We start from the raw sequence: 20870 nt of genomic DNA, 5'->3' as shown, positions 1-20870 counted from the left end.
AGAGCGCCATGGATGGCGCGAAACGAGGCCCGCATGGACGCAGTTTTTGCCGTCCCCCGCCAACCCACCCCGCCCCGCCAACGCGCACCCGTGTAGCTTTTGACCTTGCCGTTGCCGTCGCTTTGGACGTTGCCTGAAAACGGTCAGCCCGCCGCAGGCGGCAACCCGATCGGGCAGCTCACGCCGGTGCCGCCGATCCCGCAGTAACCGTACGGATTCTTCGCCAGGTACTGCTGGTGATAATCCTCGGCGTAGTAATACTCCGGTGCCGGATACACGATCTCGGTGGTGATCGGCCCGTAACCGGCCGCCTCCAGCCGTACCGCATAGGCATCGCGGCTGGCCACCGCCGCAGCGTACTCGGCCTCGGTCAGGCAGTGGATCGCCGAACGGTACTGGGTGCCGGTGTCGTTGCCCTGGCGCATGCCCTGGGTCGGGTCATGGCTTTCCCAGAACACCTGCAGCAGCTGCGCCACGCTGACCAGCTTCGGGTCGAACACCACCTCCACCACCTCGGTGTGACCGGTCAGCCCGGAACAGACCTCTTCATAGGTCGGGTTCGGCGTCACCCCACCGGCATAACCGACCGACGTGCTGTACACCCCGGGCAGCGTCCAGAACTTGCGCTCTGCGCCCCAGAAGCAGCCCATCGCGAAGCGGATCCGCTCATACCCGGCAAACCGGTCCTTGAGCGGATGGCTGTTCACGAAGTGCTGGTTGCTGTGCAGCGGCAGCGGCTGGTCGCGGCCCGGTAGAGCCTCTTCCGGTCGCGGCAGGCGCTGCTTGAAGGCCCCGATGCCGAGGATGCCGTTACCAAGTCCCAACATGTGGTGCTCCTAGGCCGGCTGTCCGGCAAGATCGTCTGTGTCTGAAATGGGGTCACCAGGGGCAGCGCCCAAGTCCAGCCCGGCAACGATGGCTTCAGCTTCCGGCCGCGCCGCCTCCGGCACGGCCACCCGCAGCACGCCGAACAGCGGCAGCTCCCCCATCCCGCCCAGCAGCGATTCACCGAACACGAAGGCGGGAATGCCGGCATCCTCCAGCGCGTGCTTCACCAGATGGGCGTCAAACAGATTGTCCGCCTTGTAAACGATATGCATGGCAGCTCCTCGGCAGGTGGCTGCCAGCATACGCCCGCCCCGGTGCACGGGCGGTTGCCCGCGGCGATGCCGGGCAAGCCAGCCGCCGACACGCTAGACTGGCGGCCTTTCTGCCCTTGATTGCCGCATCATGTCCGAGCACACCCCTGCCAGCCCCGAGACCCCCGTCGACAGCCCCGAGAAGCGCGATTTCATCCGCCAGATCGTGCGCGAGGACCTGGCCAGCGGCAAGCACCAGGCAATCAAGACCCGCTTTCCGCCCGAGCCCAACGGCTACCTGCACATCGGCCATGCCAAGTCGATCTGCCTGAACTTCGGCCTCGCCGGCGAGTTCGGCGGCGTCTGCAACCTGCGCTTCGACGACACCAACCCGGCCCGGGAAGATCCCGAGTACGTGGCCGCCATCCAGGACGACGTGCGCTGGCTGGGCTTTGAGTGGAACGAACTGCGGCATGCCTCGGACTACTTCCAGGCCTATTACTTGGCCGCGCAGAAACTGATCGGCGCCGGCAAGGCCTATGTGTGTGACCTGTCGGCTGAAGAAGTGCGCGCCTACCGCGGCACCTTGACCGAACCGGGCCGGCCCTCGCCGTACCGTGATCGCAGCGTGGAAGAAAACCTGGACCTGTTCGCGCGCATGCGCGCCGGCGAGTTCCCCGACGGTGCCCGCACCGTACGCGCGAAGATCGACATGGCCAGCGGCAACATCAACCTGCGTGATCCGGCGCTGTACCGCATCAAGCATGTCGAGCACCAGAACACCGGTTCGGAATGGCCGATCTACCCGATGTACGACTTCGCGCATGCGTTGGGCGATTCGCTGGAAGGCATCACCCATTCGCTGTGCACGCTGGAGTTCGAAGACCATCGGCCGCTGTACGACTGGTGCGTGGACAACGTGGACTTCGCCCACGACGACGCGCTGACCGCGCCGCTGGTAGATGCCGGCCTGCCGCGTGAAGCGGCCAAGCCGCGCCAGATCGAGTTCTCGCGGCTGAACATCAACTACACGGTGATGAGCAAGCGCAAGCTGATGGCGCTGGTCACCGAACAGCTGGTGGACGGCTGGGACGACCCGCGCATGCCGACCCTGCAGGGCCTGCGTCGCCGCGGGTACACGCCAGCGGCGATGCGCCTGTTCGCCGAGCGCGTAGGCATCAGCAAGCAGAACTCGCAGATCGATTTCAGCGTGCTCGAAGGCGCGCTGCGCGAGGACCTGGACAGCGCCGCGGCCCGGCGCATGGCGGTGATCGACCCGGTCAAGCTGGTGCTCACCAACCTGCCGGAAGGCCACGGAGAATCGCTGACCTTCAGCAACCACCCGAAGGACGAGTCGTTCGGAACCCGCGAGGTGCCGTTCTCGCGTGAGCTGTGGATCGAGCGCGAAGACTTCGCCGAAGTACCGCCGAAGGGCTTCAAGCGCCTGCTGCCGGGCGGCGAAGTCCGCCTGCGCGGTGCCGGCATCATCCGCTGCGATGAAGTGATCAAGGCTGCCGACGGCACCATCACCGAACTGCGTGGCTGGCTGGATCCGGAATCGCGTCCGGGCATGGAAGGCGCCAACCGCAAGGTCAAGGGCACCATCCATTGGGTCAGCGCGGCGCATGCGGTTCCGGCCGAAGTGCGGCTGTACGACCGCCTGTTCTCGGTGGCCGACCCGGACGACGAATCGGAAGGCAAGACCTACCGTGATTACCTGAATCCGGAATCACGCCGGGCCGTGACCGGGTATGTCGAGCCTGCCGCAGCGATCGCCACGCCGGAACAGTCGTTCCAGTTCGAACGCACCGGCTACTTCGTCGCCGATCGCCGTGACCACACCGCGGCCAAGCCGGTCTTCAACCGCAGCGTGACCCTGCGCGATACCTGGTCGGCCTGACGCCGACCGTCCCGCGCGCGGATCACCCCGCGCGCCATTGCCGCCTGCCCCTGCCCGCCCGCTTCATCGGACGCGGGCTACACTGCGCGCGGCTGTTGTTCTGTTCCCCCCCGCAACCCGATGAGAGGCACCCCGCGATGCTGTATGCGCAAGTCCACCTGACCCTTCCCGCCTGGATCCATGACCAGATCGACCTGGATCAGCGCTATCCCGGCGACGAAGCCAAGGTCGCGCTGGCCATCGCGCTGTCCAGCTCGAACGTCGAACATGCCAGCGGCGGCCCGTTCGGCGCGGTGGTGTTCGGCCCGGATGACCAGGTCATCGCGGTGGGCGTGAACCGCGTGATGCCCCACAACACCTCGCTGGCGCATGCCGAGAACATGGCCTACATGCTGGCCCAGCAGCGCCTGCAGACCCCGCGGCTGAACGATGTGCTGTCCCCGATCACCCTGGCCACCTCGTCCCAGCCCTGTTGCCAGTGCTACGGCGCCACCGTCTGGGCCGGCATCGATCGGCTGCTGATCGGTGCCAGTGCGGCCGACGTGGAAGAACTGACCCCGTTCGACGAAGGTCCGCTGCCGGCGGACTGGGTGGGCGAACTCAACAAGCGTGGCATCGAGGTGGTGCAGGGTCTGCACCGCGATGATGCGCGCGCCGTGCTGCGCACCTATGGAGAAGCCGATGGCGCCCGCTACTGAGACCTCTGCTGCCACGGCAGGGATCGGACTGCTGTGCCTGTGCCGCCAGGGCTTCGAACCGGAACTGGCCGGCGAACTGACCACGCGCGCGGGTGAATTCGGTTTCGCCGGCTATGCGCGTACCCAGCGCAATGATGGCTACGTGCTTTTCATGTGCGAGGAAGCCGCCGCGCTTAGCCGCATGCTGTCCTGGCGCGAGCTGATCTTCGCCCGGCAGAAGCTGGTCGTGCTGGCCGAACTGCCGCAGCTGGATCCGGCCGACCGCATCACCCCGATGCTGGCGGTGCTGGGCGACGCGCCGCGCTTCGGCGATCTGTGGGTGGAACATCCCGACTCGGATGCCGGCAAGCCGCTGTCCGGGCTGTCGCGCGCGTTCGGCAATGCGCTGCGCCCGGCCCTGCGCAAGGCCGGAAAACTGACCGACAAGCCGAACGAGAAGCTGCCACGTCTGCACGTAGTGTTCGTCGATGGCACCCACGCCTTCGTCTGCGTCGCCTCACCGACAGACAGCGCGCCGTGGGCGCTGGGCATTCCGCGGCTGAAGCTGCTGCCGGACGCGCCCTCGCGTTCCGCGCTGAAGCTGGAAGAGGCCCTGCTGACCCTGCTCACCGCCGAAGAGCGCGAGGCGCTGATGAAGCCGGGCATGCGCGCGGCCGACCTGGGCGCCGCGCCGGGTGGCTGGACCTGGGTGCTGACCCGCCAGCACCTGAAGGTACTGAGCATCGACAACGGCCCGCTGCGCCAGCACGTGCTGGACACCGGCCTGGTCGAACACCTGCGTGCCGATGGCTTCCACTGGTCACCCGAACAGTCGCTGGACTGGATGGTCTGCGACATGGTGGAGCAGCCGCGCCGGGTCGCCGAACGCATGGCGACATGGTTCCGCGAAGGCTGGTGCAAGCACGCGATCTTCAACCTGAAACTGCCGATGAAGAAGCGCTGGGATGAAACCCGCCTGTGCCTGGAACTGTTCGAGGAACAGGCCGGCAAGTCGCTGACCGTACGCGCCAAGCAGCTCTACCACGACCGCGAAGAGATCACCGTGCTGGCCTCGCCGCTGCGCTGATGAACGCCTGGTTGCTGCCGGTGCTTGAGGCTGCACTCAAGCACCTCAGCTTATATACGGCGTCATCCGGCGCAGGTTGTGCACTTCACTACGCGCCAGGATGATGGCCCTCATCACGGTCGCGGCCGCCTCGCTCCGGTGATCCACAGGATTGCCGAGGTGATCGCCGTAGGTCTCCGTGCCGGACAACCAGCTGTTGCGCCATGACTGCCGCAGTTCCAGCTCTTGCCTGGCATACGCGTTTTCGAGCCGGTTCAGATCTTTGGCAAGATCGGCGTACGTGCAGGCGCAGGTTTCGTCACCGACGAGCCGGCCCCGCAACCGGGTACAGGCTTTTTCGGCAATGGATGAAGGTCGGACCTCTCGTTTCCTTGCCTCATCTGTGTGATCAAGCACATTGCGCAGCTGCGCCACCAGCGCGGTGGATGCAGGTATCGGACTGGACCGCTCACGCAGGCCGGCACAGGCCAGCAGCCGGTGCGCGAACCGGCCGCACCCTCCTTTCACGCTGGGTAGATCAGTACGCGAGCCGCCTGCTGCCGGAAAGCAGGAGCGGAATGGAATGGACGATGGAATTTTCATGCAGCCAGCGGCCTCGCCTCAGGATCTCGGTGACGTGTAGAGATGCTGCAGCGCCGCCACGCACTCCCGCAATGCCCGGGCCCGCTGCTCATTCGAGCTTCCGCGCATTCCGGCGTTGGCCCACGCAGCTTTCTCCTGGGACCTCACGTCGTTCTGCAGGTTGCGCAGGCCCTGGACGAGCGCCTTTGCCTCGGTGATGTCGATGGACGTCGAAGATGAGGCCACGAAACGTTCCAGACCGTGCCTGGATATGAGCGCCGCGTTTCCATTCGGCTTGAAATCGCACGTGTTGGCGAGCGTCGACAATGCCCTGCCGATCTTCGACCGCTCAGCGCTCGGATCCGCAACTATTGCTTTGGCCAACTGCTGTTTGTTGAAGCTGACAGGGCAGAAGATCCGGATGACCAAGCTGCTGACATTCATGGACGGGTACGCTCGCACGGGAAGGATCATGGGACTATGCCCAGCGCGCACCGTGCCGGCTTTCAAAATCAAGCCGCGCCACGCACACCCCACCCCACCCCACCCCAGAGGAACCTGCCATGCCCTCCCGTTACATCGTTCTGCTGATCCTGCTGGCTGCCGGCCCCGCCCTGGCCCAGCAATCCCGTCCCGCGGCCGAGAGCCAGCCGCTGCGCGATGACAGCGGCGTGGTGCGCGCGCAGGAACTGTCCGCAGGCCGGGTGACCGGCAGCGTGGACATCGTGGTGCCGCTGGGCGAAACGCCGGTGACCGTGCGTTCGCTGACGCCGTCCAGCGCGGCGGGCCAGTACCGGATCCACTTCGCCGAACTGGACCTCGACGGTGACGGCTACATCAGTCGTGACGAGGCGCAGGCCAATCCGTCGCTGGCCGATGAGTTCATTTCGCTGGACGTGAAGCGACGGGGCAAGCTGGACCGGGAAGATCTGGCGGGCTGGTTGCTGGATTGAGGACTGTGACGACCAACGATCGTCACCCCCCTCCACCGATCACACCCCCGCCGCGCGCTTCCAGAACAGCTGCAGCAGCGGCGACAGCTTGCCGGTGCAGCCGAGCACGCGACCGCGGGCCAGGGTCAGGTGCAGCTCGTCGTTGGAGAACAACCGGTTGATGCCATCGAAGCTGTAGGCGGCGATCGTATTGTCACTGCGGCGTTCGCGCGCCCAGCGCTGCAGCCGCTGCGGTGACAGCTGCGGCTGGCCGCGGCGCTGCGCCGAAGGTGCCAGCCAGCGCTGCAAGGCGGCCACGTCGCGCAGGCCAAGGTTGACGCCCTGGCCGGCCAGCGGATGCACCACGTGCGCCGCGTCGCCCAGCGCCAGCACGGGGCCGGCGACATAGTGGCGGGCCAGCTGGCGGCGCAGCGGGAATGCGGCCCGCTTCGATACCAGTTGCAGTTCCCCCAGGCGGCCTCCGAAGGCGCGCGTGAGTTCGCGGTTGAACGCGGCCTCGTCCAGCTGCAGCACGCGCTGCGCCTCTTCCTCCGGCAGGGTCCAGACGATCGAACTGCGCCGTTCGGCCACCGGCAGCAGCGCCAACGGCCCCCCCGGCAGGAAACGCTGCCATGCCGTGGCCTGGTTCGGCAGCGCACTGTCCACGTAGGCCACCACGCCGCGCTGATGGTAATCGTGTCGGTCCACCTCGATCCCGGCCAGCTGGCGCAAGGTGGATTCGGCGCCATCAGCGGCGATGGCCAGCGTCGCTTCGATGCGGCGCCCGTCGTGCAGGCGCAGGCGCACGCCGTGCTCGTCCTGTTCCATCCCTTCGACCCGGGCCGGGCAATGCACATCGACGCCGGCGGCCGGCAGGGCCGCCCACAGGCGATCGACCAGCAGGCCGTTTTCGATGATCCAGCCCAGTTCGCTGCGGCCAAAACGGTCCGCGTCGAACACCAGGTCATCGCCCCCGGCGGCATCCCATACCTGCATGCGGCGATACGGATGCGCGCGACCGCGCGCGATCGACTCCCACACGCCGAGCCGCTGCAGCAGCTGCACGTTGTCCGCAGCGAAGGCGAACACCCGCAGGTCCGGTTGCGCCGCCTGCCACGGCGCCGGCTCATGGCCTTCGACCACCGCCACCGACAGACCGGCGTCGGCCAGTGCCAGCGCACAGGCAGCGCCGACCACGCCGCCGCCGACGATCACCACATCGGTACGTGCGCGGCGGCTCATGCGGCTTCTCCACGGCACAATTTCGGTACCTCGCCCCGGAAGCCCATCGAGCCCCCGACCAGCATCGACTGCAGCGAGGTGGCCTGGGCCGCCAGCAGGCCAAGGCTTCGCAGCGGACGCAGCAGCGGAGCATCGTTGCTGGTCAGGCGCGCCAATCCACCAGAGAACGCGATGGTCTGCGCCCGGTCTTCCTCCCTTCGCGCTGCATAGGCCTGCAGCAGCGCATCGGCACCGGCATCGCCCTCGGTTTCCAGCAGCTCGGCCAGGGTCAGCGCATCGCGCAGGCCCAGGTTGAAGCCCTGCGCGCCTAGCGGGTGGATGGTCTGCGCCGCATTGCCGAGCAGCACCGCGCGTTCGCCGACCAGTGCGCGCGACAGCACCTGGCGCAACGGATAGGCCGCGCGCGGACCAGACTCCAGCAGCCGTCCGGCGCGCCAGCCAAGCGCCGCCTGCAGCCGCGCCAGCCAGGCCGCCTCGTCCAGTGCCATGACGGCATCTGCTTCATCGCGGGCTACGCCATGCACCACACCAAAATGGCGGTCACCGCGCGGCAGCAGGGCGGTCGGGCCGGTATCGGTGAGCCGCTCCCATGCGGTGCCATCCGGTGCGCGTTGGCTGCGCACGCGCGCCACGAACAGCGTCTGCTGGAAATCATGTTCCTCCACCCCGATCCCCAGCGCGCTGCGTACGCCGCTGGCGGTGCCATCGGCACCGACCACCAGCCGCGCCTGCAGCGTGTGCTCACCGGCCTCATCGTGCACCTGGACCTGGCGATAGCCATCGACGACCGCGCCCAGGCCGATGAAACGCGCCGGGGCCCGCCGCTGCAGCTGCGGCAGTTCCTGCAGCCGCGCTTCCAGTGCCATGCCGAAGTCGCGCGCCACCACCACCTGCCCAAACCACGGCCGGCCGTAGTCGGCGGCCGCCAACTGCACGCGACCGAAGTCCCCGGCGCGACTGACATGGATGCGGGTGATCGGGCCCGGCGCACTGGACAGCTTCTGCATCACCCCCAGCGCGGTCAGCGCATTGACCGTGGCGGCAGCGAAGCTGAGGTTGCGCTGGTCGAACACGGCCGGCAGCGAACCGGCGGCGCTGGCTTCCAGCAGGCAGGCACTGCGGCCGATACGCTGCAGCGCGATGGCCAGGCTGGCGCCGACCAGCCCGCCGCCGATGATCAGGACATCAACTCGTTCGCTCATGCCCGCATGATACGCGTTCGCCCGCCGCCCCTGCCCCGCCGCCGCCCCTGCACGCGGCGTGCAGCCGGTCTAGAATGGGCTTTGTTCACTTCCCCGTGCGCGTCCTGATGACCACCTCCCCGCAACGTGCCTTCGTGCTGACCTGCCTGGTGCTGTTGATGGCCGCCACCCGGGTGAACCATTTCGCCGCCATCCCGGATGCCTCCTGGGCGGTGTTCTTCATCGGCGGCTTCTACCTGCGCAGCTGGACCCGCTGGGCCTTCCCGCTGCTGATGGCGCTGGCGGTGCTGGTCGACTGGATCGTCATCGGCAACCTCGGGCTGGATTTCTGGCAGCACTACTGCGTGTCGCCGGGTTACTGGATGCTGCTGCCCGCCTACTTCGCTATGTGGGCCGGCGGCATGGCGCTGGGGCACGGTTACCGGGGCGCGCAATGGTCCACGCTGCCCAGGGCGATCGTGCTGGTGGTCGCCGCGGTTGCGGTCTGCCACCTGTTCGCGCAGGGCGGTTTCTACTGGACCACCCGCAACGTAGCCGATCCCACCGTGGGCGGCTGGCTGAAGAACTACGCGGACTGGTTCGTGCCTTACCTCGGTACCACCGCGCTGTACGTCGGACTGGCCGCTGCGCTGCAGTTGGCAGTGGAGCAGGTCGGCAAGCTGCGCCAGGCGCAGCGTGACGTGCGCGGCTGAGGCACGGCAGATGGGCAACCGGCTTTCGCGCATCTATACCCGCACCGGCGATGACGGCAGCACCGGGCTGGGCGACGGCAGCCGGGTCGGCAAGGACGATGCGCGCGTTGCCGCCTTCGGCACGGTCGACGAGGCCAATTCGGCGCTCGGCGTGCTGCTGGCCGTGCCCCTGCCTGCCGACGTGCAGGCGCTGCTGACCCGGCTCCAGCACCAGTTGTTCGATCTGGGCGGGGAGCTGTGCATCCCCGGCCATGCGGCGATCACCGATGCCGACGTCACCGCGCTGGAACAGCAACTGGATTGCTACAACGCCGACCTGCCCATGCTGAAGGAATTCATCCTGCCGGCCGGTGGCGAAGCCGCCGCACGCTGCCACCTGGCCCGCACCATCGTGCGCCGGGCAGAACGCGAGACGGTCGCCCTGTCGCGCGTGGAAGCAGTGCGGCCGCAGGCACTGCATTACCTCAACCGGCTTTCCGACCTGCTGTTCGTGCTGGCCCGCGTACTGGCCCGCGCCGACGGTGCCGGCGAAGTACTCTGGCAGCATTCGCGCCGCCACGGCTGACCTTTCCGGATCCCCTGCGCCCATGCTGGTCTACACCCATCCTTCCTGCCTGCAGCACGACCCCGGTCCGGACCATCCTGAATCCCCGCAACGCCTGCAGGCCGTGCTCGATGCGCTGCACGCCGCGTTCCCGGCACGGCTGGAGTGGCGCCAGGCGCCGTCGGCCAAGCGCGGCGACCTGGCCCGCGTGCACGATGCCGGGCTGATTGACCTGGTGCTGCAGGCACAGACCGCCGAGCTGCGGCAGATCGACATGGACACCCGCACCTCGCCCGGGTCGGCCGCCGCCGCCCTGCATGCCGCCGGCGCCGGCATCGCCGCGGTGGATGCAGTGATGCTGGGCGAAGACCCGCTGGCCTTCTGCGCGGTGCGCCCGCCCGGCCACCACGCCACCGCCAGCACGGCGATGGGGTTCTGCCTGCTCAACAACATCGCGGTAGCCGCCGCGCATGCGCGCGACCGCTACGGGCTGGAGCGGATCGCCGTGGTCGACTTCGACGTGCACCATGGCAACGGCACCCAGGACATCTTCCAGCTGGATCCCCGGGTGGCTTACTACAGCACCCACCAGGCCGGCCTGTTCCCGAACTCCGGGCTGCGCCGCGACCGTGGCGCGGGCAACCTGCTGAACATCCTGCTGCCGCCGGGCAGCGGCAGCCTGCGCTTCCGCAATGTCTGGGCCGACGAGATGCTGCCTGCCATCGATGACTTCCGGCCGCAGCTGCTGCTGGTGTCGGCCGGCTTCGACGCGCACCTGCGCGACCCGCAGGCCGACCTGATGCTGGAAGCGGAGGACTTCGCCTGGATCACCACCGAACTGCACGCACTGGCCCGCCGCCATGGTGCCGGCCGGGTGGTGTCGATGCTGGAAGGCGGCTATGACCTGCAGGCCCTGGCCGAGTCCAGCGTGGCCCATGTCGGTGCCCTGCTGGAGGGCCAGGCGGGGGCCGCCTGATGAACCCCGGCCGCCGAAGATGAGCGGCCTTCATTGCCCCTATGCAAGGGATGGGGCAAGCTACGGATCGTTTTCGCCTGAACCATCACGCGTGCGCAAAGCCTTCCGCCTGCTGCCCCTCCCCCTGAGTATCGCCCTCTGCCTGCCGGCGTTCGCCGAAGACAAAGCGCCGAACTGGGGTCTGTGCCCTGCCACCGACGCCCTGCCCGCCTTTGGCGACGCACCGCCGGCGGACAAGGCTGCCGCGGAAACGCGCACCCAACAGCCCACCGACATCGAGGGCGACCAGCTGTATGGCACCTCCACGGTGCCGCAGTACCAGGGCAACGTCGCGCTCAAGCGCGGTGACCAGTTCCTCGGTACCGACCACCTGAGCTTCGATACGGAAACGGGCAATTACACCGCCGAGGGCAATGTCCGCTACTCCGATTCGTCGATCCGGATGGTGGCCAAGCGCGCCGAGGGCAACCAGGAAGCGGACACCCACAAGATCTCCGACATCCAGTACCAGCTGGTGTCGCGACGTGGCAACGGTGGCGCCGAATCGGTGGACCTGCAGGGTGCGGTGGGGCAGATGCACCGCTCCACCTATACCACCTGCGATCCCTCCCAGCCGATCTGGAAACTGTCCGCCCCGCAGATCGAAGTGGACAACGACGAAGGCTTCGGCACCGCGCGCAACGCCGTGCTGCGCATCGGCAAGGTGCCGGTGCTGTGGGCGCCGTACTTCAAGTTCCCGATCGATGATCGCCGCCAGACCGGCCTGCTGTACCCGGAGCTGGGCCTGTCCGGGCGCAACGGGTTCGATTACGCCCAGCCGATCTACTTCAACCTGGCGCCGAACTACGACGACACGCTGACCCCGCGCTACATGAGCAAGCGCGGCTTCATGCTGGACAACGAATTCCGCTATCTGTACGACGGTGGCCGCGGCGAGCTGCGTACCGCCTACCTGCCCGATGACAAGCTGCGCGAAAAGGATCGTGGCCGCCTCGAGTATTCCGGTTACCACAACTTCAACCCGAACTGGCAGGCCCGCGCCGGGCTGGCGTGGGTCAGCGACGAGCGCTACCTGGAAGACTTCGCCAACAAGCTGCTGGGCGTGACCGCGTCCAACCTGCAGAGCCAGGCGGGGATCTACGGCACCGGTGAAAACTGGACCGCCGGGTTGATGGCCGACTACTGGCAGCTGACCGATTACACCCTGACCGAAGCGGCGCTGCCCTACAACCGGCAGCCGCGCCTGTTCGGCACCTGGGACCAGCCGATCCTGCCGTGGCTGGAAGTGGGCGTGTATGCCGAAGCGGTGCGCTTCGTGCACGACGACATCCATGGCAAGCTCGGGCCCGAAGACGAATACGAGCGCGATGGCACCAGCACCGAAGTGCTCGGCGGTTCGCGGCTGGACATCAAGCCCTACGTGACCATGCCCTTCAGTGGCGCGGCCTGGTATGTCACCCCGACGCTGGCCTGGCGCTACACCGGTTACGACCTGGAACAGGGCCTGGCCGACAGCATCCGCGCCAACAACCTGGCCGCGGCGGGGATCACCAACCCGACCCCGGAGCAGCTGCGCGGCAACACTTCGCCGCATCGCAGCGTGCCGATCGCCAGCCTGGACGCGGGCATGTTCTTCGACCGCGAGACCACCATCGGCGACAAGCCCTACCTGCATACACTGGAACCGCGCCTGTTCTACCTGCGCACCCCGTACCGCGACCAGAGCGAGCTGCCGGTCTTCGATACGCGTGACTTCACCTTCAGCTGGGGCCAGCTGTTCCGCGATTCGCGCTATACCGGTGCGGACCGCCAGAACGACGCCAACCAGCTGACGATGGCGCTGAGCACCCGCTTCATCGACCAGAGCAGCGGCCGCGAGCGGTTCTCGGCCAGCATCGGCCAGATCCTGTATTTCGACGACTCCCGCGTCACCCTGCCGAGCAACCCCAGCCCGGTGGAACAGGGCAAGTCGGCCTGGATCGCCGATACCAACTACATGATCAACGACCGCTGGAACCTGGGCGCCACCTACCAGTGGGACCCCAAGAACAAGCGCGAAGACCTGGCCAGCGTGCGTGCGCGCTACCTGATGTCCAACGACGGCATCGTCAACCTGACCTACCGCCACCGCATCAACCCCGATGGCAGCAACCTGCTCAAGCAGGGCGACCTGTCCTTCCTGTACCCGATCAACCCCCGCTGGAGCGTGGTCGGCCGTTACTACTACTCCATCGAAGACAGCAAGCCGCTGGAAATCATCGGTGGCGTGCAGTGGGACAGCTGCTGCCTGGCCGTGCGCGCCCTGGCCCGCCGCTACGTACGCAACCGCGAGGGCGAGTTGAATACCTCGTTCCAGCTGGAGTTCGTCCTGAAGGGCCTGAGCTCCATCGGCCAGAACACGGACCGTACGCTGCGCCGTGCTATCCTCGGCTACAACCGCGACGACCTCTATCTCGTGCCCCCCAGCACCACCGGCGCGACCCGCGACGACTACGATCCGAACCTGATCCCATGACCAAGACCTTCCCCGTCCTACTCGCCTCCCTGCTGGCGGTGTCCACTGCGTCCGTACCCTTGCAGGTACTGGCCCAGCAGACCCAGGCACTGGATCGCATCGCCGCCGTCGTCGACGAAGACGTCATCCTGCAGAGCGAACTGGACCGCGCGCTGGCCAACATCAAGACCCAGTACGCCGGTCGCGAGAACCAGCTGCCGCCGGACGATGTGCTGAGCCGGCAGGTGCTGGAGCGGCTGGTGCTGGTCAAGCTGCAGGTGACCCGCGCCGAAGGCAGCGGCATCCGCGTGTCGGACCAGGAACTGAACCAGGCGATCAACTCGATCGCCCAGCAGAACGGCAGCAACCTGGAGACCCTGCGCGCCCGCCTGGCCCAGGACGGCATCGATTTCGATGAATTCCGCCGCTCGGTGCGTGACGAGATCATCGTCCAGCGCCTGCGCCAGAGCTACGCGCAGAGCCGCGTCAGCGTCAGCGAAGGTGAAGTGGATGCGGCCATCAAGCAGCAGGCCGTCACCGGCACCCAGTACCACCTCGCACACATCCTGATCGCCACCCCCGATGGGGCCGATGCCAACCAGATCGCCACCGGCAAGCAGAAGGCCGACGGCGTCAAGGCGCTGCTGGACAAGGGCGAACTGGACTTCAACGCGGCCGCCGTCCGTTACTCGGACAGCCCCAATGCACTGGAAGGCGGCGACCTCGGCTGGCGCTCCATGGACGAGATCCCGCAGGCGTTCCTGCAGGTGATGCAGGACATGAAGGCCGGCGACGTGGTCGGTCCGCTGCGTGGCCCGAGCGGCTTCCAGCTGCTGAAGCTGGTGGAGGTCCGCGATGCCAATGCGGCCGCGTCCACCGGCCAGACCATCACCGAATACCACGCCCGCCACATCCTGGTGCGCGTGACCGACCAGCAGAACGATGCCGCCGCCAAGGCGAAGATCGATACCCTGCGTGCCCGCATCGCCGGTGGCGCTGATTTCCAGGCCGTGGCCCGCGAGTCGTCCGAAGACACCAACAGCCGCGGCCAGGGCGGCGACCTGGGCTGGTTCCCGGTCGATGCCTTCGGTCCTGACTTCGGCCGCCAGGTGGAAGGCGTGACCGACGGCAACATCAGCCAGCCGTTCCGCACCGATGCCGGCTGGCACGTGGTGCAGCGCGTGGCGACCCGCCAGACCGACGTCGGCGTGGACAACCAGCGCGCGCAGGTCCGCGAAACCATCGGCCGTCGCAAGCTGGAAGAAGAGTACAACCGCTTCCTGTCCGAACTGCGTGGCGAAGCCTACGTCAGCTTCCGCAGCGGTGACCGGGCGGAAAACACCGCCACCCCGCCGCAGTCCTGAGCCATGCTCCCAGGCGCGAAGCTCGCAGGAGCGGTGCTCCCCGAGCTCGCCCTGGTGCCGGGCGAGCCCGCCGGGATCGGTCCGGAACTCTGTATCCGCCTGATCCAGCAGCCGCGCACTGATTGCCGGCTGCTGGCCTTCGCAGACCCCGCTACCCTGCACGCGGCAGCCGCTGCGCTGTCGCTGCCGCTGCAACTGCTGCCGGCCGATGCCGAAGCGCGCCTGCCGGGCGACCTGCGCCTGCACCCCCTTGCCAATGCGGTACCCAGCCGGTTCGGCCAGGCCGACCCACGCAACGCCGCCGCCGTGATCGGGGCGCTGCAGGCCGCCGGCCAAGCGTGCCTGGACGGCCGCCTGGACGGCGTGGTGACCGGCCCGGTGCACAAGGCGGTGATCAACCAGGGCGGCATCGCCTACAGCGGCACCACCGAACTGCTGGCCGACCAGGCCGGGGCCAAGGTGGTGATGATGCTGGCCAATGCCATCATGCGCGTCGCGCTGGCAACCACCCACCTGCCACTGCGCGAGGTCGCCGATGCGATCACCGCCGAGGGGCTGGAGCACACCCTGCGCACCCTGCATGCCGCCCTGCGGCATGAGTTCGGCCTCGCCCATCCGCGCATCGCGGTGCTGGGGTTGAATCCGCACGCTGGGGAAGACGGCCACCTGGGCCGCGAAGAGCTCGACCTGATCATCCCGCTGCTGCAGCGCCTGCGCGCCGAAGGGATGCAGCTGGTCGGCCCGCTGCCGGCCGACACCGCGTTCCTGCCGGCCAAGCTGGCCAGCTTCGACAGCGTGCTGGCGATGTACCACGACCAGGGCCTGCCGGTGCTGAAGTATTCCGGATTCGAACAGGCGGTGAACCTCACCCTCGGCCTGCCCTACCCGCGCGTGGCGGTCGACCATGGCACCGCGCTGGAGCTGGCCGGACGAGGCATCGCCGATCCTTCCAGCCTGCAGGCCGCCACTACCCTGTGTGCGCAACTGGCCCGGCAACGTAGACTTAGCGCATGAACCAGTATTCCCCCTCTGGCACGGCATTCACCGCCCCGGCCAAGAAGCAGTTGGGCCAGCACTTCCTGGCCGACCGCCATTACATCGACAGCATCGTGCGCGCGGTCAATCCCAAGCCCGGCGACCGCCTGGTGGAAATCGGCCCCGGCCAGGGCGCGATCACCCTGCCGCTGCTGCGCCAGCATCCCGAACTGACCGTCATCGAGTTCGACCGCGATCTGATCGCACCGCTGACCGCCGCAGCCGCGCCGCTGGGCGCGCTGACCATCATCCAGAGCGACGTGCTGCGGGTGGATTTCACCGCGCTGGCGCAGGCCGAAGGTGGCAGTGGACAGATCCGGCTGGTCGGCAACCTGCCCTACAACATCTCCTCGCCGATCCTGTTCCATGCGCTGGACCATGCCGCCGTGGTGCGCGACATGCACTTCATGCTGCAGAAGGAAGTGGTTGACCGCATGGCCGCCGGCCCGGGCAGCAAGGTCTTCGGCCGCCTCAGCGTGATGCTGCAGGCGTACTGCGAAGTGACCTCGCTGTTCGTGGTGCCGCCGGGTGCGTTCCGGCCGCCGCCGAAGGTCGATTCGGCCGTGGTGCGGCTGGTGCCGCGTGATCCATCCACGGTCGGCATCCACGATGCCAAGCGCTTCGCCGATGTGGTCAAGGCCGCTTTCGGCCAGCGCCGCAAGACCCTGCGCAATGCGCTGAACAACGTGGTCAGCGCCGAACAGTTCGCCGCTGCCGGCGTGCGCCCCGATGCCCGTGCCGAACAGCTGGAGGTGGCGGAATTCGTCGCCCTGGCCAATGCAAGCTGATTACACTGTCAAGATGCACGACGACCAGTACGCCATGGACGTGGAAGTGGCTCCGCGCTTCCTCGATGACCAGTCCGCCCCCGAGGACGGACGCTTCGCCTTTGCCTACACCATCCGCATCCGCAACAGCGGCCGGGTCGCGGCACGCCTGGTGGCGCGCCACTGGCGCATCACCGACGCCGAAGGCCGCGTGGAGCATGTCGACGGCGATGGGGTGGTCGGCGAGCAGCCGCGGCTGCGTCCCGGTGAAGACTTCCGTTACACCTCCGGTGTCATGCTCGGTACGGAGCACGGCACGATGCAGGGGCACTACGACATGGTGGCCGACGACGGCACCGAGTTCGCCGCCGACATCGCGCCGTTCGTGCTGACCATTCCCCGAACCCTGCACTGACACGGAGGCCAGGCCATGAGCGTGTGGGCTATCGGCGACCTGCAGGGTTGCTATGACGTTACCCAGCGGTTGCTGGAAAAAATCCGCTTCGATCCGGCGCAGGACACCCTGTGGTTCGCTGGCGACCTGGTCAACCGCGGCGGGCAGTCGCTGGAAACGCTGCGGCTGGTGCATTCGCTGCGCGACCATAGCGTGGTGGTGCTGGGCAACCACGATCTTTCGCTGCTGGCGGTGGGTGCACGCAGCGAAGAAGAACAGCGCAAGGTCAACCCGGACCTGCTGCGCGTGGTCACCGCCGAAGACCGCGACGTGCTGCTGGACTGGCTGCGCATGCAGAAGCTGGTGCACACCGACCGTGAGCTGGGCTGGATGATGGTGCATGCCGGCATGGCGCCCAAGTGGACCACCCAGATGGCCGAAAAGCATGCGCGCGAAGTCGAACAGCAGCTGCACGGCAACGGCTACCGCAAGCTGCTGCGCAACATGTACGGCGACAAGCCGATCTGGGCGCCGAACCTGACCGGTTATGACCGTTCGCGGGCGATCATCAACTTCTTCACCCGCATGCGTTACTGCACCACGCGGGGACGCATCGGCATCGAGGACAAAGGCACCCCGGGCACCCAGGAACAGGGCCTGTACCCGTGGTTCGAAGTGCCGGGCCGTGTCGAGCGTGACCTCAAGGTCGTGTGCGGCCACTGGTCGGCGCTTGGCCTGACCATCACCCAGGGCGTGCATGCCATCGATACCGGCGCGGTGTGGGGCGGCAAGTTGACCGCGCTGCAGCTGGATACCGACGAACTGCGCGTGGTGCAGGTACCCGGCCGCGATGTGCCGGCACCGGTGCCTGGCGCGCGACCGCCGGCACGTGCCCCCAGACCGCGCCCGGAAGGCCAGCAGGCCGCGCAGCCCAAGCCACAGCCGCCCGCGCAGGCGCAGCCCGGCGGGCAGCCTGCAGGCGGCGAGACGCGTACCCGTGGACCCCGCCGTCGGCGCGGTCGTGGCCGCGGCAACGGCGGTGGTGGTGCAGGCAGTCCGCCCACGGCGGACTGACCGCTGCACCCGCGCTCAGCGGCGGGTGTAGTGCACGAAGCGGAACGCGAACGGATGCCGCGCATCGGCCGCATGCGGCTGGCTGTCCGCCTGCTGCCACAAGGCTTCATCGACGACAGGGAAATGGGTATCGGCCGGCACCTCGGTGTCCACCCAGGTCAGGTACAGGTCGCTGGCCTGCTCCATCATCAGGCGGTAGATCTCACCGCCGCCGATCACGCACAGTTCGTCGGCGGCTTCGGAGCGGCAGATCGCCAGCGCCTGTTCCAGCGATGCCACCGCGCGCATGCCGTCGAACGGCGCCTGGCCACTGCGGGTCAGCACCAGATTGGTCCGCCCGGGCAGCGCGCGACCGAGCGATTGCGCGGTCTTGCGCCCCATCAACACCGGCTTGCCCAACGTGAGCGCCTTGAAATGCTTCAGGTCATCGGGCAGGTGCCAGGGCAGCTGGTTGCCGTGGCCGATGCCGCGCCTGCGGTCGAGCGCTGCGATCATCGAAAGGCGCGGGGAACTCACACCGCCACCGGGGCCTTGATCGCCGGATGCGGATCGTAACCGTCGATGCGGATGTCCTCGAAGCGGAAGCCGAACAGGTCGGTGACCTCCGGATTCAACCACAGCCTCGGCAGCGCGCGGGGTTCGCGCGCCAGCTGCTCGCGGGCCTGCTCGAAATGGTTCGAGTACAGGTGGGCATCGCCCAGCGTATGCACGAAATCCCCCACACCCAGGCCCGTGGCCTGCGCCACCATGTGGGTCAGCAGCGCATAGCTGGCGATGTTGAATGGCACCCCGAGGAAGATGTCCCCACTGCGCTGGTACAGCTGGCAGCTGAGCTTGCCGTCGACCACGTAGAACTGGAACAGGCTGTGGCACGGCATCAACGCCATCTGCGGCAGCTCGCCCACATTCCAGGCACTGATCACCAGCCGGCGCGAATCCGGATTGCGCTTGATCTCGTCCACCAGCCACTGCATCTGGTCGATCTGCCGGCCATCGGCGGCCGCCCAGCTGCGCCACTGCTTGCCATAGACCGGCCCGAGGTCGCCGTTCTCGTCGGCCCACTCGTCCCATATCCGCACCTGGTTGTCTTTCAGGTAACCGATGTTGGTATCGCCCTGCAGGAACCACAGCAGTTCGTGGATGATCGAGCGCAGGTGCAGCTTCTTGGTGGTGACCAGCGGGAAGCCATCGGCCAGGTCGTAGCGCATCTGCCAGCCGAACACGCTGCGCGTACCGGTGCCGGTACGGTCGCTCTTTTCGGCGCCGTGTTCCAGCACGTGCCGCAGCAGGTCCAGATAGGGCTTCATGGCCTGGCTCCGGCCGGGGCAGCCGGCAACACCGGCTGCAGCACCGGCGCGCGGCGGGACATCCACAGCAGCACCAGGCCCAGCGCCACCAGCGGCAGGCTCAGGATCTGGCCACGGGTCAGCCAGTCGAAGGCCACGTAGACGCCGTTGTCCGGCATCCGCACGAACTCCACCGCGAAGCGGAACAGGCCGTACATCAGCGCGAACAGGCCCGATACCAGGTAACGGCTGCGCGGCTTGGCCGACACCGCCCACAGCACCGCGAACATCACCAGGCCTTCCAGGAAGGCTTCATACAGCTGCGAAGGATGGCGGGCGTACTGGTTCAGCGCGCCGGCGGCGAACTCCGCCTTCAGCGCGGCGGTATCGAGCTGTGCCAGCGGCGCCGGCAGCCCCGACGGGAACACCACGCCCCAGCTGCCGTCGGTGAACTTGCCCCACAGCTCATCGCCGATGAAGTTGCCCACACGCCCGAAGCCCAGCCCCAGCGGGACCAGCGGCGCGACGAAATCCATGGTGTCGAAAAAGTGCAGGCGGTGCCTGCGCGACCACCACCAGCTGGCCCCGAGCACGCCCAACAGGCCGCCGTGGAAGCTCATGCCGCCATCCCACACCTTGAACAGCAGCAGCGGGTTGGAAAGGAAATCGCCCAGCGCATAGAACAGCATGTAGCCCACGCGGCCGCCCACCACCACGCCGAGCATCGCGTAGAACAGCAGGTCGGAGAAGCCGTCGGCATTGACGCCCGGCAGGCGCCCGGCGGCGATGCGGCGCTTGCCCAGCCACCAGGCCGAGGCGAAGCCAAGCAGGTACATGATGCCGTACCAGTGCACCTGGATCGGCCCCAGCGAGATGGCAATGGGGTCGATATCGTGGAAATAGATCATGGACGGTGCCTTGCGGGGATCGGGTTATTTTAGCGCCGCCAGCGGGACTCAACCCAGAATCTGTGGCCAATCCGGCAACGCGTCATGGTCTGACCGTGCGCCCGGCGGAAAGTGCCCGGCCAACAGGGTCGATACTTCATCGATCGCCTGCACCAGGGCAGCCGCGGGATCACGTCCACGCAACCCCTCGCGGAGCGCTGCGCAGATCCGCTGCCAGTCGGTTTCGGCAACCCGCCCGTGCAGGCCGCGATCGGCGACGATTTCGATGGCATGGTCGGCCAGCAGCAGGTAGATCAGCACGCCGTTGTTGTGTTCGGTATCCCACGTCCGCAGCTGCGCGAAGGCACGCTCGGCGGCCTGGCGCGCGGTCACCCCGCGCCACAGCGCATCCAACGGCAGATCGGCTTCCACCGCGAACATGACCTGCCCGCCATGGTGTCGTTCGCCTGCGGCGATGGCCTGGGTGATCGCCTGCAGGGTGCTGGCCGGGAAGGTCCGCCGTACCGACGGGGACACGATGTGCCGCAGTGCGCGTCCTGTCCCTTCTACACATCCCCGAGCCCACGAGACCCCTGAGCACCTCGTATGCCGCCCTCTGCTTGAAAAAACAAATCAGCCCGATCTCCCCCGCCACGCTCCGCCCGCCCCGCCCGTCG

General features: G+C 67.5%; 22 protein-coding genes and 1 pseudogene. 13 read left to right on the top strand and 10 right to left on the bottom strand.

The window, feature by feature from the left end:
* Positions 1-143 precede the first annotated feature (143 nt).
* Together msrA and CXG43_RS00785 are read right to left on the bottom strand one after the other, a co-directional pair.
* The gene (gene msrA / locus CXG43_RS00790) at positions 144-806 is read right to left on the bottom strand and encodes a peptide-methionine (S)-S-oxide reductase MsrA (RefSeq protein WP_101098299.1); all 663 of its coding nucleotides are present in this window, start codon (positions 804-806) and stop codon (positions 144-146) included.
* Positions 807-836: 30 nt separating this feature from the next.
* Complete coding sequence (locus CXG43_RS00785; RefSeq protein ID WP_101098296.1) at positions 837-1100, bottom strand: DUF2007 domain-containing protein; 264 nt, start codon at positions 1098-1100, stop codon at positions 837-839.
* Between the two features lie 130 nt (positions 1101-1230).
* Between CXG43_RS00785 and CXG43_RS00780 the strand changes: the two genes are divergently transcribed.
* The 3 genes from CXG43_RS00780 (at position 1231) to rlmM (ending at position 4743) form a co-directional block, all read left to right on the top strand.
* A complete protein-coding gene (locus CXG43_RS00780; protein ID WP_101098295.1) occupies positions 1231-2979 on the top strand; it encodes a glutamine--tRNA ligase/YqeY domain fusion protein in 1749 nt (582 codons plus the stop codon).
* A 137-nt stretch (positions 2980-3116) separates the two neighbouring features.
* A complete protein-coding gene (locus tag CXG43_RS00775; RefSeq protein WP_101098294.1) occupies positions 3117-3677 on the top strand; it encodes a nucleoside deaminase in 561 nt (186 codons plus the stop codon).
* Positions 3661-4743 carry a 23S rRNA (cytidine(2498)-2'-O)-methyltransferase RlmM gene (rlmM, locus tag CXG43_RS00770; protein ID WP_101098298.1) on the top strand — a complete coding sequence of 361 codons (1083 nt, stop codon included), beginning with the start codon at positions 3661-3663 and terminating at the stop codon, positions 4741-4743. Before CXG43_RS00775 ends, rlmM begins: the two co-directional genes overlap by 17 nt.
* 45 nt (positions 4744-4788) lie before the next feature.
* On the opposite strand, the gene CXG43_RS18985 is transcribed toward rlmM, so the two are convergent.
* Positions 4789-5325: a hypothetical protein gene (locus CXG43_RS18985; RefSeq protein WP_157824963.1), complete on the bottom strand. Its 537-nt coding sequence runs from the start codon at positions 5323-5325 to the stop codon at positions 4789-4791.
* Positions 5326-5343: 18 nt separating this feature from the next.
* A complete protein-coding gene (locus CXG43_RS00760; RefSeq protein ID WP_157824961.1) occupies positions 5344-5748 on the bottom strand; it encodes a hypothetical protein in 405 nt (134 codons plus the stop codon).
* Between the two features lie 119 nt (positions 5749-5867).
* Here CXG43_RS00760 and CXG43_RS00755 point away from each other — a divergent pair, with 119 nt between their 5' ends.
* The gene (locus CXG43_RS00755; protein WP_101098291.1) at positions 5868-6257 is read left to right on the top strand and encodes a hypothetical protein; all 390 of its coding nucleotides are present in this window, start codon (positions 5868-5870) and stop codon (positions 6255-6257) included.
* Positions 6258-6296: 39 nt separating this feature from the next.
* On the opposite strand, the gene CXG43_RS00750 is transcribed toward CXG43_RS00755, so the two are convergent.
* Both CXG43_RS00750 and ubiH read right to left on the bottom strand, forming a co-directional pair.
* On the bottom strand, positions 6297-7478 hold the full coding sequence (locus CXG43_RS00750; RefSeq protein ID WP_101098290.1) for a UbiH/UbiF family hydroxylase: 1182 nt from the start codon (positions 7476-7478) through the stop codon (positions 6297-6299).
* Positions 7475-8680 carry a 2-octaprenyl-6-methoxyphenyl hydroxylase gene (gene ubiH / locus CXG43_RS00745; protein ID WP_101098289.1) on the bottom strand — a complete coding sequence of 402 codons (1206 nt, stop codon included), beginning with the start codon at positions 8678-8680 and terminating at the stop codon, positions 7475-7477. The genes CXG43_RS00750 and ubiH overlap by 4 nt, the downstream gene beginning before the upstream one ends.
* Positions 8681-8787: 107 nt before the next feature.
* Here ubiH and CXG43_RS00740 point away from each other — a divergent pair, with 107 nt between their 5' ends.
* The 9 genes and pseudogenes from CXG43_RS00740 to CXG43_RS00700 all read left to right on the top strand — a co-directional run bounded on the left by CXG43_RS00740 (position 8788) and on the right by CXG43_RS00700 (position 18020).
* Entirely contained in the window at positions 8788-9372 is a 585-nt protein-coding gene (locus tag CXG43_RS00740) for a hypothetical protein (protein ID WP_101098288.1), read from the top strand.
* Positions 9373-9382: 10 nt separating this feature from the next.
* Complete coding sequence (locus CXG43_RS00735; RefSeq protein ID WP_101098287.1) at positions 9383-9937, top strand: cob(I)yrinic acid a,c-diamide adenosyltransferase; 555 nt, start codon at positions 9383-9385, stop codon at positions 9935-9937.
* Between the two features lie 22 nt (positions 9938-9959).
* Entirely contained in the window at positions 9960-10892 is a 933-nt protein-coding gene (locus CXG43_RS00730; RefSeq protein WP_101098286.1) for a histone deacetylase family protein, read from the top strand.
* Between the two features lie 91 nt (positions 10893-10983).
* On the top strand, positions 10984-13407 hold the full coding sequence (gene lptD, locus CXG43_RS00725; RefSeq protein ID WP_101098285.1) for an LPS-assembly protein LptD: 2424 nt from the start codon (positions 10984-10986) through the stop codon (positions 13405-13407).
* A pseudogene (locus CXG43_RS00720) lies at positions 13404-14735 on the top strand (peptidylprolyl isomerase); the annotation flags it as partial. The gene lptD and the pseudogene CXG43_RS00720, both read left to right, overlap by 4 nt.
* An 18-nt stretch (positions 14736-14753) precedes the next feature.
* Positions 14754-15764 carry a 4-hydroxythreonine-4-phosphate dehydrogenase PdxA gene (pdxA, locus tag CXG43_RS00715; protein WP_198551358.1) on the top strand — a complete coding sequence of 337 codons (1011 nt, stop codon included), beginning with the start codon at positions 14754-14756 and terminating at the stop codon, positions 15762-15764.
* Positions 15761-16573, top strand: coding sequence for a 16S rRNA (adenine(1518)-N(6)/adenine(1519)-N(6))-dimethyltransferase RsmA (gene rsmA / locus CXG43_RS00710; RefSeq protein ID WP_101098282.1), 813 nt, complete (start codon positions 15761-15763; stop codon positions 16571-16573). The genes pdxA and rsmA overlap by 4 nt, the downstream gene beginning before the upstream one ends.
* Positions 16574-16586: 13 nt before the next feature.
* Entirely contained in the window at positions 16587-16967 is a 381-nt protein-coding gene (apaG, locus tag CXG43_RS00705; RefSeq protein ID WP_042614797.1) for a Co2+/Mg2+ efflux protein ApaG, read from the top strand.
* A 15-nt stretch (positions 16968-16982) separates the two neighbouring features.
* The gene (locus CXG43_RS00700) at positions 16983-18020 is read left to right on the top strand and encodes a symmetrical bis(5'-nucleosyl)-tetraphosphatase (RefSeq protein WP_101098281.1); all 1038 of its coding nucleotides are present in this window, start codon (positions 16983-16985) and stop codon (positions 18018-18020) included.
* Positions 18021-18035: 15 nt separating this feature from the next.
* Here the strand turns inward: CXG43_RS00700 and CXG43_RS00695 are convergent, their stop codons facing one another.
* From CXG43_RS00695 to CXG43_RS00680, 4 genes are read right to left on the bottom strand one after another with little or no spacing between them, the layout of a single operon-like run.
* Positions 18036-18515 (bottom strand): dihydrofolate reductase, encoded by a 480-nt coding sequence (locus CXG43_RS00695; protein ID WP_101098297.1) that lies wholly within the window; start codon positions 18513-18515, stop codon positions 18036-18038.
* A gap of 17 nt (positions 18516-18532) precedes the next feature.
* Positions 18533-19327: a thymidylate synthase gene (locus CXG43_RS00690; protein WP_101098280.1), complete on the bottom strand. Its 795-nt coding sequence runs from the start codon at positions 19325-19327 to the stop codon at positions 18533-18535.
* A complete protein-coding gene (lgt, locus tag CXG43_RS00685) occupies positions 19324-20214 on the bottom strand; it encodes a prolipoprotein diacylglyceryl transferase (RefSeq protein WP_101098279.1) in 891 nt (296 codons plus the stop codon). Before lgt ends, CXG43_RS00690 begins: the two co-directional genes overlap by 4 nt.
* Positions 20215-20262: 48 nt before the next feature.
* On the bottom strand, positions 20263-20733 hold the full coding sequence (locus CXG43_RS00680; RefSeq protein ID WP_101098278.1) for a TPM domain-containing protein: 471 nt from the start codon (positions 20731-20733) through the stop codon (positions 20263-20265).
* Positions 20734-20870 lie beyond the last annotated feature (137 nt).

It is taken from the genome of Stenotrophomonas sp. Bg11-02 (assembly GCF_002836635.1).
Lineage (GTDB): Bacteria > Pseudomonadota > Gammaproteobacteria > Xanthomonadales > Xanthomonadaceae > Stenotrophomonas > Stenotrophomonas lacuserhaii.
This window is presented reverse-complemented; position numbering and strand designations above follow the sequence as displayed.

What these genes read in the sequence shown, in the direction of transcription:
- CXG43_RS00695 (WP_101098297.1), bottom strand. Translation starts at nt 18,515, where the DNA reads ATGATCGCAGCGCTCGACCGCAGGCGCGGCATCGGCCACGGCAACCAG.
- CXG43_RS00730 (WP_101098286.1), top strand. Translation starts at nt 9,960, where the DNA reads ATGCTGGTCTACACCCATCCTTCCTGCCTGCAGCACGACCCCGGTCCG.
- CXG43_RS18985 (WP_157824963.1), bottom strand. Translation starts at nt 5,325, where the DNA reads ATGAAAATTCCATCGTCCATTCCATTCCGCTCCTGCTTTCCGGCAGCA.
- CXG43_RS00755 (WP_101098291.1), top strand. Translation starts at nt 5,868, where the DNA reads ATGCCCTCCCGTTACATCGTTCTGCTGATCCTGCTGGCTGCCGGCCCC.
- CXG43_RS00740 (WP_101098288.1), top strand. Translation starts at nt 8,788, where the DNA reads ATGACCACCTCCCCGCAACGTGCCTTCGTGCTGACCTGCCTGGTGCTG.
- CXG43_RS00785 (WP_101098296.1), bottom strand. Translation starts at nt 1,100, where the DNA reads ATGCATATCGTTTACAAGGCGGACAATCTGTTTGACGCCCATCTGGTG.
- CXG43_RS00750 (WP_101098290.1), bottom strand. Translation starts at nt 7,478, where the DNA reads ATGAGCCGCCGCGCACGTACCGATGTGGTGATCGTCGGCGGCGGCGTG.
- CXG43_RS00775 (WP_101098294.1), top strand. Translation starts at nt 3,117, where the DNA reads ATGCTGTATGCGCAAGTCCACCTGACCCTTCCCGCCTGGATCCATGAC.
- pdxA (WP_198551358.1), top strand. Translation starts at nt 14,754, where the DNA reads ATGCTCCCAGGCGCGAAGCTCGCAGGAGCGGTGCTCCCCGAGCTCGCC.
- CXG43_RS00690 (WP_101098280.1), bottom strand. Translation starts at nt 19,327, where the DNA reads ATGAAGCCCTATCTGGACCTGCTGCGGCACGTGCTGGAACACGGCGCC.
- CXG43_RS00780 (WP_101098295.1), top strand. Translation starts at nt 1,231, where the DNA reads ATGTCCGAGCACACCCCTGCCAGCCCCGAGACCCCCGTCGACAGCCCC.
- lgt (WP_101098279.1), bottom strand. Translation starts at nt 20,214, where the DNA reads ATGATCTATTTCCACGATATCGACCCCATTGCCATCTCGCTGGGGCCG.
- CXG43_RS00700 (WP_101098281.1), top strand. Translation starts at nt 16,983, where the DNA reads ATGAGCGTGTGGGCTATCGGCGACCTGCAGGGTTGCTATGACGTTACC.
- rlmM (WP_101098298.1), top strand. Translation starts at nt 3,661, where the DNA reads ATGGCGCCCGCTACTGAGACCTCTGCTGCCACGGCAGGGATCGGACTG.
- CXG43_RS00735 (WP_101098287.1), top strand. Translation starts at nt 9,383, where the DNA reads ATGGGCAACCGGCTTTCGCGCATCTATACCCGCACCGGCGATGACGGC.
- CXG43_RS00760 (WP_157824961.1), bottom strand. Translation starts at nt 5,748, where the DNA reads ATGAATGTCAGCAGCTTGGTCATCCGGATCTTCTGCCCTGTCAGCTTC.
- apaG (WP_042614797.1), top strand. Translation starts at nt 16,587, where the DNA reads ATGCACGACGACCAGTACGCCATGGACGTGGAAGTGGCTCCGCGCTTC.
- rsmA (WP_101098282.1), top strand. Translation starts at nt 15,761, where the DNA reads ATGAACCAGTATTCCCCCTCTGGCACGGCATTCACCGCCCCGGCCAAG.
- ubiH (WP_101098289.1), bottom strand. Translation starts at nt 8,680, where the DNA reads ATGAGCGAACGAGTTGATGTCCTGATCATCGGCGGCGGGCTGGTCGGC.